Origin of the sequence: Campylobacter sp. BCW_6468 (assembly GCF_001762865.1) — a bacterium.
Taxonomy (GTDB): Bacteria; Campylobacterota; Campylobacteria; order Campylobacterales; family Campylobacteraceae; genus Campylobacter_D; species Campylobacter_D jejuni.
This window is the reverse complement of sequence record NZ_MJXQ01000041.1, coordinates 27,550-40,317: the sequence shown is the minus strand read 5'-3', so window position 1 is coordinate 40,317 and position 12,768 is coordinate 27,550. Positions and strand designations below refer to the sequence as shown.

The following is a 12,768-nucleotide window of genomic DNA, read 5'->3' as shown; positions in this document are numbered from 1 at the left end:
TAAAATATAAATATAAAAATCTAAAGCAAAATATCCTTAAAATAACTATCATTAATATAAATTTATAAATAAAAAAACCGATAACAATATAAATTAATTTAAAAAGATTTAAGATGAAAATAGATACTTTGACAAAAAATTTTAGCAATTATCAAACACAAATAAACAAAGACAATGATTTGGTAAGTAATGTTCATAGCGACAATGTGATTAAAATTCAAATTTCAGATGAAGCAAGAAGTTTAAGTCAAACAAATTCAAAAAATGAAAAAGAATATGAAATCAAAGTAAGTCAAGAAAAAATAGAAAACCACAAAGACCAAAATTCCATTCAAAATAGCAAAGGTGGCGTAAATCCCGCATTAGAGGCTTTAATAGCAAAATTAGCTGAAATTTTAGCTAAAATTGCAGAACTTACTCAAAAAATGACAAACGCTAACGAACAAATGAAAACGACATTTCAAAAACAAATTGATGTGCTAAAATCTCAAGCAGATGTAATTCAAGCTCAAATTCAAGAACTCCAAAGCCAACAAGCTTGATTATATTTTTTCAAAAGTTTAAGAATGCTATAATGATGCATTTTTAAACTTTTTCAAGGAAAAATATGACTTATCTAGAAATCGAAGGCACAAATCATCTAAGCGGAAATGTTACAATAAGCGGAGCAAAAAATGCTGCCCTACCCTTGATCGTTTCAAGCATACTTGCTAAAAATGAAGTAAAAATCAACAATGTTCCTAATGTTGCTGATATAAAAACTCTTATATCTTTGCTAGAAAATTTAGGAGCTAAGGTCAATTTTCAAAACAATAGTGCTTTATTAAACACAAACACTCTTAATCAAACCATAGCTAAATATGACATTGTGCGTAAAATGCGTGCTTCCATACTTACTCTAGGACCTTTACTTGCTCGTTTTGGGCATTGTGAAGTATCTTTGCCTGGTGGATGTGCCATAGGACAAAGACCTATTGATTTACATCTTTTAGCCTTGGAAAAAATGGGGGCAAATATACAAATTAAACAAGGCTATGTCGTAGCTAGTGGAAATTTAAAAGGCAATGAAATTCTTTTTGATAAAATCACGGTTACAGGTAGTGAAAACATCATCATGGCAGCAGCTTTAGCCAAAGGTAAAACCAAGCTCTTAAATGTTGCAAAAGAACCCGAAGTAGTTCAACTTTGCGAAGTTTTAAAAGGCGCAGGACTTGAAATCAAAGGCATAGGTACAGATGAACTTGAAATTTATGGTAGTGATGGAGAACTTTTAGAATTTAAAGAATTTAGCGTTATACCTGATAGAATTGAGGCAGGAACTTATCTTTGTGCAGGGGCTATTACAAATTCTAAAATTACTTTAGATAAAGTTAACGCCACTCATCTTAGTGCAGTTTTAGCAAAACTTCATCAAATGGGTTTTGAAGCTTTGATTGCAGAAGATAGTATCACCCTACTTCCTGCTAAAGAAATTAAACCTGTAGAAATCATGACAAGTGAATATCCAGGCTTTCCAACCGATATGCAAGCGCAGTTTATGGCACTAGCTTTAAAAGCTAATGGAACTAGTATTATTGATGAAAGACTATTTGAAAATCGTTTCATGCATGTAAGTGAACTTTTAAGAATGGGTGCGGATATTAAACTCAATGGTCATATTGCTACCATAGTAGGCGGAAAAGAACTTAACGCTGCCGATGTCATGGCTACAGATTTGCGCGCTTCTTCAGCCCTTATCTTAGCAGCTCTTGCAGCTAAAGGTACAAGCAAAGTCCATAGAATTTACCATCTTGATAGGGGTTATGAAAATTTAGAAGAAAAATTTAAAGATTTGGGTGTGAAAATCACAAGGCTTGAAGAATGAAAAATATCTTTGAAACCTTAAAAGACTTAGAAAATCAAATTTCATGTTTAGATGAAAGTGAGCTTATTAGCCTTGAAAAAGCAAAGGATAGAATTTTAGCTAAAGATTTATACGCTAGAAAAAATCTACCTAGTTTTGACAATGCTGCTCTTGATGGCTATGCTTTTAATTATACTGATATCAATGAAGCTTTGGAGATTAAAGGGACTATTTTTGCAGGAGATAAAAATTTTTATACAGTTGCTAAAAATGAATGCTATAAAATCATGACAGGGGCTAAAATGCCCAAAAATGCTGATACTATCTTAATGCTAGAAGATGAGTATATAGAAGAAAATAAACTCATCATTAAAAAAGCTCCTAAACAATACAATGCCTATCGCTATAAAGGTGAAGAATTAAAAAAAAGTGAAATTTTACTTCAAAAAGGTACCAAACTTAATGATAAACATATCGCCCTGCTTGCTTCTCAAGGGCTTTATAAAATAGAAGTCATAAGAAAAATTCGCATAGGTATTTTTTCAAGTGGAAATGAACTTAAAGAACCCTGGCAAGAATGCGATGAAGAAAGTATTTATAATGCCAATGCTTTACCTTTGCTAACCATGTTTCAAAATGCTTCTTATTTAGGTATTATCAAAGATAATTTTAAAAGCACTAAAGAGGCTTTAGAAAATACAAATTTTGATCTTTTAATCACTTCAGGAGGTGCAAGCGTTGGCGAGGCTGATTTTATGGAAAAAGCTTTAGATGAATTAGGCTTTACTCCACTTTTTAAAGGTTTAAAAGCACGCCCTGCAAGACCTACTAAGCTTTATAGAAAAGGTGAAAATTTCGTATTGATTTTACCAGGAAATCCTATGGCAGCTTATCTTTCTTGTTTTATTTTTGCTAAAAAAATCATTAATTTATTAAGTGGAAACCTAAACAATCCTTTAACATTTTATGGCAAAATGGGTATGGATTTAAAGCTTAAAAGCGGAAGAAATAATCTCATCTTAGGAAATTTAGAAAAAGATATTTTTACACCATTTAATGAAAATAAATTTGGCTCTGGTATGATACTTCCACTTATTAAAAGTGAATTTTTACTTATAAGTGAAGAAAATATAAGCGAATTAAAAAAAGGTGATGAAATCACGCTTTTAAAAATATAATGTTTGTGTTTTTCGCAAACATTAGCTTAATTTATCCTCATCATCATGATCATGGATATATTGTTCATCATTTTCCAAGGTATCAACAAAACGCCCTATCCTTTCCCAGCGAACATTTTTATCTTTATCCCAAGAGAAATATACAAACCAAGGTTTGCCTACTATCAACTTATAAGGAACAGAACCCCAAAAACGACTATCATAAGAATAATCACGATTATCACCCATCATGAAATACTCATTTTCAGGCACATCAAAAACATAAGCATTTCCGCCACTAAAACCTATATGATTTCCAAGTTCTTTAATATAAGTTGGAGACATAGCAAAATCACCTATGCTAAGAAAGCGTAAAATATCACTTTCTATATCTTTTTTTGGATCATAATGAATACCTTTTTGTTTATAAGGTTCTTTTACATAAATTTGCCCTCCAAGAGTAACAAGATCATTCGGATAATGTTCTCTCATAAAATCATCACCCTCATGCATTCTTACATAAAGTGTTTTATTTGCATAAACTATCCTATCTCCTCCTGTGCCTACACAACGCTTTACAAAGTGTTCTTTTTCATTTCTAGGATTTCTAAAAACAACTATATCTCCTCTTTGTGACCCTTGTGCTTTTATCAAATGCCCATCTTTATTAAAATCCGGCAAAACAGGAATTTCCAACCAAGGAATATGAGGAGTTGGGATACCATAGCTAAATTTTTTAACAAATAAAAAATCCCCTACCAATAAGGTGTTTTTCATAGAACCAGAAGGAATAACAAAAGCTTGTATAAAGAAAAAAATCACCAAAAGAACAATAACTACAGTTCCAGTCCAAGACTGTGAAAATTTATATAATTTCTTTAAAATTTCCATAGATTTTCCCTAATTAAGTCTATTTTTAGCAGATTTAACTGTGTTTTCTAAAAGCATGGCTATAGTCATAGGACCTACTCCACCTGGAACAGGAGTTATATAACTAGATTTTTTAGATACCTCTTCAAAATCTACATCTCCTACTATCTTTCCACTTTCAAGACGATTGATTCCAACATCAACAACAATCACTCCTTCTTTTACCATATCCGATCGAAGTAAATTCACACAACCTGCTGCTACTATAATCAAATCAGCTTGCCTAGTATAAAGGCTCAAATCTTTGGTTTTAATATGACAAACGCTTACTGTAGCTCCAGCGTTTAAAAGCATAGTAGCCATAGGACGACCTACTATATTTGAAGCACCTATAATAACAGCGTCTTTTCCTTCTAAATCAATTTCATAAGCCTTCAAAAGCTTCATAACTCCAAGTGGAGTACAAGGCAAAAACCCGCTTTCTAAGCCTAAATTTAAATATCCTACATTAATAGGATGAAAACCATCAACATCTTTACTACTTATAATACTTTCAAGTATTAAATCTTTACAAATATGATCAGGTAAGGGAAGCTGAACCAAAATTCCATGAACACTATCATCGTGATTTAAGGTATTAATCAATGCCAAAAGTTCATTTTGTGTAGTATTTTCATTAAGATGATAAACTAAAGATTTAATTCCACATTCTTCACAGGCTTTAGCCTTAGATTTTACATAAGTTTGACTTGCAGGATCATCTCCAACCAAGATAACAGCTAAACAGCTTTCAATCCCTTTGCTTTTCAAAAATTGATTTTTTTCTTTTAATTCTTCTTTGATTTTTGCGCTTAAAGCTTTACCATCAAGCAAAGTCATTATTTTCCTTCTATAAATTTAATCACTTTTTTAAAGTAAAAATTGTATCATATTAAAACTTCATTAACAAGGTGAAACTTTGAAAATTGTCTTAATGTCTTTTTTATTTAGTATCAGTCTTTTTGGTGCTGATTTTATCACTCTTAAAGAATACTCTAAAATGCTTTATGAAAATCCAAGGGGCATTAGTTGTAAAGAATGTCATGGAGCAAATGGAAGCGAACAAATTTTAGGATATTATATGAAAAATGGTATTAAAACAGCTTATAAAGTTCCAAGTATACAAAATCTTAGTTTTGAGAATTTTAAAAATTCTCTTAATCAGAGTAAAGACGCAAAATCAATCATGCCAAATTACTCTTTAACAAATGATGAAATTGTAACTTTATATAATTACATCAAGCAATTTAGCAAGGAAGAAAAATGACAAACAAAAAAGCTTTTAAAGAAGCGTGTAAATTCATCGCAGGTGGTGTAAATTCTCCAGTTCGTGCTTTTGCAAATGTTCAAAGTGAGCCAAAATTTATTTCTCATGGAAAAGGTGCTTATATTTTCGATATAGATGGAAATTCTTATATAGACTATGTTCAAAGCTGGGGGCCTTTACTTTTTGGACATTGCGATAAAGATATACAAAAAGCTTGTCAAAAAGCACTTCATAAAGGTTCAAGTTTTGGAGCTCCAACTTTATTAGAAACTGAACTTGCCAAGCTTGTTTTATCTGATTTTCCTCATTTAGAAAAGATCCGCTTTGTAAGCAGTGGAACAGAAGCAACCATGAGTGCTATTCGTCTTGCCCGTGGTTTTACTAAAAAAGATAAAATTTTAAAATTTGAAGGATGTTATCACGGGCATTCTGATTCATTATTAGTGAGTGCAGGAAGTGGTGCTGCTACTTTTAACTCTCCTAGTTCTTTGGGTGTTTTAGAAGATGTAGCTAAACACACTTTAGTAGCTAAATATAATGATATAAATAGCGTTAAAGAGCTTTTTGAAAAAAATAAAGATATTGCATGTGTTATCATTGAGCCTATTGCTGGAAATATGGGGTTAGTTCCAGCTAAACAAGATTTTTTAGAAGAACTTGCTAAGATCTGTAAAAACAATCAAACTCTGCTGATTTTTGATGAAGTAATGAGTGGATATAGAGCATCTTACCTTGGTTCCTATGGAATCAATCATATCCAAGCAGATATAATTACTTTTGGTAAGGTAATAGGAGGCGGTCTACCTGCAGCAGCATTTGCTTCTAGGGCTGAAATTATGGATATTTTAAGTCCTTTGGGTGGAGTTTATCAAGCAGGAACTTTAAGTGGAAATCCTTTGGCAATGGCTGCAGGTATAGCAAGTCTTACAAAAGCCAAAAAGAAAACCAAGCTTTATGACAAACTTGGAAAATTAGCAAAAAAACTTACCCAAGGAATGAAAAAATTAGCAGATAAAAAAGGACTTCCACTGCAAGTTTGTCATGTAGGTTCTATGTTTGGATACTTTTTCACCAAAGATCCTGTATCAAACTACCAAGATGCATTAAAATCTGATCTAGCATTATTTTCAAAATTTCACAAAAATATGCTTGAAAATGGAATTTATTTAGCACCTTCTCAATTTGAAACAGGCTTTATATGTTCAAAAATGGATGATAAAATTATAGATACAACATTAGAGGCTGTTAGGGAAAGCTTTAAAAGAATATGAGCAATATTTTAAAAGAAGAAAAAAATCACTTAGAAAATTCCAACAGCAAAAGACAAAAAATCATTCGCAAAACTCTTGAAGCTGCGGATGGTTTAAGTCTTGGTATCTCTATGGTTGTTGCTGTATTTATAGGTGTGGGAATAGGATATTTACTTAAAAAATTTACTCCTTATCCTTGGCTTTTTTGGCTTGGAGTTTTTTGGGGGATCAGTGCTGCTATACTTAATGTTTACAAAGCTTATAAAGTTCAAGTAAAAAGCTATGAAGAATTTAAAGAAAGAGATGAGTTGATCAAAGAAAAAATTCAAAAAGAAAAGAACAAATAATGGAACATAAAAAAGCTCTATTTTGTATTTTTGCCATTATTCATTTATTTTTTTGGATCATATTTTCATCGTTAAATCATTTTAAATTAGATACATTTTTAAGCTATGAAATAGCTTTTTTTAGTGTTTTATTGATTATTTTTGCTTCTTATTTAAATTATAAAAAAGTCATTATAAAAAAATCAAAAAATTATGAAAAAGATTTTAATTTCATTTCATCACTTTTTATCAAAAAAAAACAAAATTTATCAAAAATTATTCATTTTAAAGTTCTAAAAGACGATTTAAAGCCAAATGTTAAAGAGAAAATCCATTTTTTTGCTATGTTTTTTACTCTCTTTAAATTGATGGCTTATGTAGTATTGGTTGCTGGATTTTTATTTTTACATCGCCAAGATAAATTAGATATCTTTGCTTATATTTGTGGAATTTCATCCTTGCTAGTTTGTGTGTTTATTTTTATTTTATATATAAAAAAGTATGAGTCCAAAAAAAATTATTAAATCAATGACAGCACTTTTTGCTGGTATGGCATTTTTATTTGCAGGTAATGCCTTGATAGTAAGCTCTATAGGTGTTATATTAAAAGAAAACGGAGAAAGTTCTTTAGCTGTTGGAGTAGTAAGTTCTTGTTTTTTTGTAGGCGCTCTTATTGGAACCATCAGTGCTCATAAAATTATTTCTCGTATAGGTCATATACGCTCTTTTGGGCTATTTGGTGCTATTTTTGGAATTTCAGCTATGCTTCATACAGTAAGCGAAAATCTTATTTTTTGGGCTGTTTTAAGATTTTTCATAGGAATTTGCTACTATGGACTTTTAATGGTCATAGAATCATGGCTTAATGAAAAAAGCAAAAATGCCATTCGATCTAGAATTTTAGGTTTTTATGAAATTGTTTTTTATCTTGCGTTTGGTATTGGAGTTTTAATCATAGCGTTAAATTTAAGCAAACATAGTGTATTTATCCTCAGTGCAACTTTAATTTTACTTTCATCTTTACCTTTAAATCTAATTAAAATCAAAGAACCTGTTTTACCCGCATCAAGTCCTATTTCTATACCTAAAATTTTTGATATAGCTCCTTTAGCTATCGTCACAAGCTTTATAGCCGGAATGCTTATAAATGGCTTTTTTTCTATGGCATCTTTATTTATACTTTTGCAAGGTTTTGATACAAAAGCAGTTTCTTATTTTATATTTTGTGGGGTTTTAGGTGGTTTTATTGCACAAACCATCATAGGAACTATTTCAGACAAACTTGGTCGCAAATTTGCCATTATCACTTGTGCAAGTATAGGATTTATCACTATGCTTATATTTATCTTTTTTAAACTTCATTTATATATGCAATATTTTTTAGGAATTACTCTTGGTATAGGAATATTTTGCTTATATGCTTTAGCACTTGCTAGAGCAAATGATGTTTTAGTAAGCAAAAATAAAGGTGTAGAGTTAGGTCGTGGGGTTCTTTTTTGTTATTCTTTGGGCTCTTTGTTTGGCCCTTTAATTTTAGGTTTTTTAATGCAATATTTTGAAATCAAAGGTTTTATATGGTTTTATATAGTTTCTTTAGCATTTTTAATTCTTTTTGCTATCAATAAACCAAATATTTTAAATAAAAAATTTAAGAAAAAGCCTGGAAATATGGTGATATTTGATGATTAATACTCAACTAGCAAGTCAAATTGCCAATACGCAAAAAAATGATTTAAAAGTAGATAACTCTGCTTCAAAAGATAAAACAAATTTAAAAGACAATCCAAAAGAAGCACTTGCACAAGCTTTAAAGCAAAATTTAGGTTTAAGCAAGGACGCTAGTAGTGAGGAAATACTAGCAAAATTTGTTCAAAATGAAACAGGTACCAAATTAAAAGAACTTGTTAATAAACTTTTAGATCAAATCAATGCTCAAAAAAATCCCGATTCCCCTGTACTTAAACAAGGAAAAAATTTAAATTTAGCTCCTAATTTTGCTAATGAATTAAAAATCTTAAGTACAGAACTTGCAAAAAGTGATACTTTTACACAAGTTTTAGACAGATTAAATCAAATTTTAAAACCTGCCAGTGAAATAAAAAACAATAACTTAGCTCCTTTGTTTAAAAATTCAGGCGTATTTTTAGAAGCTAAATTAAAAGATGCCCTAAACGAAGAATTACTACCCAAAAGTTTTCACTCTCTTTTAAGTACAATCAAAGGTCTTAGTAGCGAAAAACTAAGCGTTCAGATAGCCCAGCTTGCAAATACAAATTTAAGCCCAAAAGACACTTTAAAAGAATTAAAAAATATTATTAATTCTAGCAAAAATGAAAATAAGCAAATTTTAAATCAAAGTTCTTTTAAAGCACTTTTAAATTTAAGTTCTAAATTGGAAAATTTTAAAAATTATATAAGTAAAAATCCCAGTCATGCTCAAGAAAAAATCACCCCTATAGCTAATAAAATTTTAAAAGAATTAAATTCCATCAAAAATGATTTTTTCAAAGCTCTTAATAAGCCAGAAAATTTAATGATAAAAGATCCAAACATCCTTAAGCAAACTGCTACCGCCTTTGAAAAACTTGAAAATACTTTAAAAAATATACTAGGCAATCAAGCTTCTAAAATACAAGATAAAGAAAATATTTTAGAAAATCTTTTAAGTAACAAAGAAAATATCAAAGAAGAAAAACTTAATCATAACACAAAAAACCAAGATGAAGAAAAATATATAAAAGTATCAAAAGAAGAAACTCTCGCAGATGATGCTAAAACCAATATTAAGCAAGATGTAAAAAACGAAGAAAATTTACCTAAAAAAGAAGTTAATGCAAATTTAGATTCTAGCACAAAAACTCACGAAGAAAATATCAAAGAAAATCCAAAATTTTATGAAACAAAAACAGAAAGCAAAACTTCAATCAATACAAATACTAACACAAACAACACGCAAAATTTAAATAATTCTCAAAATATTCAATCTAACAATAACCAAACTATGCAAAATATTTTTAAAAATCAGGAATTTATAAAACAAAATATTGTAAAAAATTTAGCATTTAATGTAGAAAATTTAGATCTAGAACAAGTGCAAGATTTAAGTAAAAATTTAAGCAATCTTTCTCGTAGACTTAATGAAAGCTTAAAAGAACTTGAACCCTATACTCAAAATGCCAAGCTTAATCAAGCAGAACTTAAAAATCTCGAACACAAACTCAATCTTTCTATCAAAGATCTAGTGCAAATTAAACCAAAAACAGAACAAGATATAGCTGAATCTTTACATCATGATGTAAAATCAACACTTTTGCAAATTTCAAATTTGGCTAAAAATGAAGGCAATGAAGCTGTATACAATCAAGCTAATCGTCTTTTAGCGCAAATTGAAATCAATCAGCTTATGTCTTTAGCTAATGATTCTATCAATACTTATCTGCCTTTTTCTTGGGATGATTTAAATGATTCTAAAATTATGTTTAGACGCGGAAAAAAGGACAAATTTTTTGCTCAGATTAAACTCGAATTTGCAAAACTTGGGGATTTAGAAATTCTTATTTCTTTAAATAATGAAAAATATATAGATATTAATATTATGGCAGAAAATATTGAATTTAGAAAAACCATCTATGAAAATGCCCATGAGCTTAAAAGAAATATCAATAAAGCAGGACTTTTAAGTGCAAATTTCTTTGTAGGTGATATCATAAGAAGTAAATTTGATACTAGAAATATGAAAAATTTAGATCTTGAAATGGGTATGGATAAAAAAGTATGAGCAAAATCAAAAGATCGATTAAAAAAGCTGTAGCTCTAGGCTATCAAAAAGAAAAAAACTCTGCACCAAAAGTGCTTGCAAGTGGCAAAGGCGAAAGTGCTGCTAAAATTATTTCTTTAGCCAAGGAACACGGAGTTCCTATTAAAGAAGATGAAGATTTAATAGAAATTTTAAGCAAGCTTGACTTAGGTGATGAAATTCCACCTAATATGTATAAAGCTGTAGCTGAAGTTTTTGCCTTTATCTATCAAATGGCAAATAAAACTCCTAAAAACTAATCCGCTATTTTTTCTCCAAATTTAATACCCTGCCCTACTTTTAAATTAAAAGTTAAAAGTCCTTTTTGAGAGATTAAAACTATAGTAGAACCTAGCTCAAAATTTCCTAGTTCTTCGCCTTTTTTGAAATTTAAATTTTCATATTTTCTAGTAAAATTATGAGAAATTTTAGCATTGGTTTGTATGCTTGCATCAAAATTAAAACGCATTTTTCCTACATTTTGCGCTCCTACAAAAACAAGCCAAAAAATACCTTTTTCATTTTGACATTTCAAGCTCACTCTTTCATTTTTTACATATAAATTACTAATGCGTTCTAAATGTTTTTCATTTACGCTATAAAGCACTCCACTTGTGTAAGTTGCACTTAAAATTTGCATATCACAAGGGCTGTGATAACGATGATAATCTTTTGGAGAAAGATAAATATTGACATAATCAAGCCCATTTTTAAGCTCATCTTTTTCAAAGCTATCTTTTAAAAGCTCCTCAATGCTATAAGTATGTCCTTTTATAGAAAAAGCAAAATGTTCTTCATTTGCCAAAAAAGTACTTCCACACTCTAAAATTTTACCATCACTTGGACTGATAAAACCTTCTTCAAGCTTTCTTGGAATTTGCAAAGTTCTTGTAAAAAGAGCATTTAAACTCTCGTATTCACAAGGGCTTTTAAATTCACTCATATCGATATTAAAATACTTAACATAATTTTCATTAATAACTTTTTGTATCATTTTAGGAAATTTAATCCCCGCTACAAAACCAAAAAGTCTCGAACTTTCTTTTGAAAAACTCATTTTTTTCCTTTTAAATTTAAAATCACTATTTCACTCGGAGCAAAAACTCTAAGACTTGGCCCCCAAAATCCTGCTCCACTACTCACATAAAGCTTAGTTTTTTCTCCTAAATCATAAAGCCCATGAACAAAACCTTGCTGAAGTTTAACTAAAAACATAAAAGGGAAAATTTGCCCTCCATGTGTATGCCCACTTAAAACAAGATCAAAATCACTTAAATCATAAAGCAAAGCTGTTTTAGGTTGATGTGTGAGTAAAATACTAGCTTTACTTGTATTTAAATCCACTTTTATTCTTGCTAAATCAGGAGCATATAAACCCCTATCAAGTCCGGCTAAATCTCCAAGTCCAGCAATATTTATAAAACCCAAATCTAAATTTTGATTGACTAAAATTTTCATATTAGTATGTTTTCTAAGCAAATCCAAAACTTCATTGATACCATGATAATACTCATGATTTCCCAAAGCATAAAAAGTTCCGTAAGTGGAGTTAAAATCATTAAGTTTTGAGATGTAATTTTTTAAATCTTTAGGATTAGTATCAATCAGATCCCCTACTATTACAACCATATCAGGACTTTGCAAATTCACTTTAGTGATGAGCTTGTCTAAAAAATTTTCATGCAAATTTTTACCCAAATGTATATCAGTAAGCATGACAATTTTTAAATCTTTTTTAAGATTTGGTATTTCAACATCAACACTCTTTACTTCAGGTGTTTTTAGAGCATTATTTATACTTACATAAATTAAAAACACACTTAAAACTATAAGAGAAAGTTCAAAAATCAAACGCAAAATAAGATTATATGTTTTATCTCTTTTACCCATAAGAGCTAAAATCAATTTAACAAAATCCCATGCTAAAGTCATAAAAAACAAACAATAAGTCGGCGCATAAAACATGGCTAAAATTTCATACCAAGTATCACTTAAATATTCATCTCTACGAAATATTAAAAACACAGCTTGAGCTAAAAAAAGCACAATAAAAATAAAGGAAAAAATTTTATAAAAATACTTAAAAAGAGTAATTTTCTTGATTAATCTTTTATAAATATAAACATTTGCTAAGCCAAAAATCAATAACACAATGAAAGAAAAAATTAAAAATATCATAAAAGTATTATAACCAAGTAAAATTAAATATCCGTATAAATT

General features: G+C 29.7%; 14 protein-coding genes. 10 read left to right on the top strand and 4 right to left on the bottom strand.

Going from position 1 to position 12,768, the window contains the following annotated elements; all coding sequences use genetic code 11:
- The first annotated feature begins 113 nt into the window (after nt 1-113).
- The 3 genes from fspA2 to AJ889_RS07365 all read left to right on the top strand — a co-directional run bounded on the left by fspA2 (nt 114) and on the right by AJ889_RS07365 (nt 3,021).
- Nucleotides 114-542, top strand: a complete 429-nt coding sequence (gene fspA2 / locus AJ889_RS07375) for a flagellum-secreted nonflagellar protein FspA2 (protein ID WP_070293350.1) — start codon at nt 114-116, stop codon at nt 540-542.
- A gap of 65 nt (nt 543-607) precedes the next feature.
- Nucleotides 608-1,864 (top strand): UDP-N-acetylglucosamine 1-carboxyvinyltransferase, encoded by a 1,257-nt coding sequence (gene murA / locus AJ889_RS07370; RefSeq protein WP_032584955.1) that lies wholly within the window; start codon nt 608-610, stop codon nt 1,862-1,864.
- Nucleotides 1,861-3,021 (top strand): molybdopterin molybdotransferase MoeA, encoded by a 1,161-nt coding sequence (locus tag AJ889_RS07365; RefSeq protein ID WP_032584956.1) that lies wholly within the window; start codon nt 1,861-1,863, stop codon nt 3,019-3,021. The genes murA and AJ889_RS07365 overlap by 4 nt, the downstream gene beginning before the upstream one ends.
- 21 nt (nt 3,022-3,042) lie before the next feature.
- On the opposite strand, the gene lepB is transcribed toward AJ889_RS07365, so the two are convergent.
- Entirely contained in the window at nt 3,043-3,891 is an 849-nt protein-coding gene (gene lepB, locus AJ889_RS07360; protein ID WP_032584958.1) for a signal peptidase I, read from the bottom strand.
- Nucleotides 3,892-3,900: 9 nt separating this feature from the next.
- A complete protein-coding gene (gene folD / locus AJ889_RS07355; RefSeq protein ID WP_021137677.1) occupies nt 3,901-4,749 on the bottom strand; it encodes a bifunctional methylenetetrahydrofolate dehydrogenase/methenyltetrahydrofolate cyclohydrolase FolD in 849 nt (282 codons plus the stop codon).
- Nucleotides 4,750-4,828: 79 nt separating this feature from the next.
- Here folD and AJ889_RS07350 point away from each other — a divergent pair, with 79 nt between their 5' ends.
- The 7 genes from AJ889_RS07350 to AJ889_RS07320 are packed head-to-tail and all read left to right on the top strand — an operon-like array spanning nt 4,829 to nt 10,808.
- Nucleotides 4,829-5,176, top strand: coding sequence for a c-type cytochrome (locus AJ889_RS07350; RefSeq protein ID WP_032581876.1), 348 nt, complete (start codon nt 4,829-4,831; stop codon nt 5,174-5,176).
- On the top strand, nt 5,173-6,447 hold the full coding sequence (gene hemL / locus AJ889_RS07345) for a glutamate-1-semialdehyde 2,1-aminomutase (RefSeq protein ID WP_032591195.1): 1,275 nt from the start codon (nt 5,173-5,175) through the stop codon (nt 6,445-6,447). Before AJ889_RS07350 ends, hemL begins: the two co-directional genes overlap by 4 nt.
- A complete protein-coding gene (locus AJ889_RS07340) occupies nt 6,444-6,773 on the top strand; it encodes an AtpZ/AtpI family protein (RefSeq protein ID WP_002852414.1) in 330 nt (109 codons plus the stop codon). The genes hemL and AJ889_RS07340 overlap by 4 nt, the downstream gene beginning before the upstream one ends.
- Complete coding sequence (locus AJ889_RS07335) at nt 6,773-7,276, top strand: membrane protein (RefSeq protein ID WP_002868148.1); 504 nt, start codon at nt 6,773-6,775, stop codon at nt 7,274-7,276. Before AJ889_RS07340 ends, AJ889_RS07335 begins: the two co-directional genes overlap by 1 nt.
- Nucleotides 7,254-8,441 (top strand): MFS transporter, encoded by a 1,188-nt coding sequence (locus AJ889_RS07330; protein WP_002859526.1) that lies wholly within the window; start codon nt 7,254-7,256, stop codon nt 8,439-8,441. Before AJ889_RS07335 ends, AJ889_RS07330 begins: the two co-directional genes overlap by 23 nt.
- On the top strand, nt 8,434-10,530 hold the full coding sequence (locus AJ889_RS07325) for a flagellar hook-length control protein FliK (protein WP_002868149.1): 2,097 nt from the start codon (nt 8,434-8,436) through the stop codon (nt 10,528-10,530). The genes AJ889_RS07330 and AJ889_RS07325 overlap by 8 nt, the downstream gene beginning before the upstream one ends.
- Complete coding sequence (locus AJ889_RS07320; RefSeq protein WP_002852641.1) at nt 10,527-10,808, top strand: FlhB-like flagellar biosynthesis protein; 282 nt, start codon at nt 10,527-10,529, stop codon at nt 10,806-10,808. The genes AJ889_RS07325 and AJ889_RS07320 overlap by 4 nt, the downstream gene beginning before the upstream one ends.
- On the opposite strand, the gene AJ889_RS07315 is transcribed toward AJ889_RS07320, so the two are convergent.
- Together AJ889_RS07315 and AJ889_RS07310 are read right to left on the bottom strand one after the other, a co-directional pair.
- Complete coding sequence (locus AJ889_RS07315; RefSeq protein ID WP_002859524.1) at nt 10,805-11,605, bottom strand: phosphatidylserine decarboxylase; 801 nt, start codon at nt 11,603-11,605, stop codon at nt 10,805-10,807. The two genes, AJ889_RS07320 and AJ889_RS07315, sit on opposite strands and share 4 nt — an antisense overlap.
- Nucleotides 11,602-12,726 carry a metallophosphoesterase gene (locus AJ889_RS07310; RefSeq protein ID WP_002859523.1) on the bottom strand — a complete coding sequence of 375 codons (1,125 nt, stop codon included), beginning with the start codon at nt 12,724-12,726 and terminating at the stop codon, nt 11,602-11,604. Before AJ889_RS07310 ends, AJ889_RS07315 begins: the two co-directional genes overlap by 4 nt.
- Between the last annotated feature and the right edge of the window lie 42 nt (nt 12,727-12,768).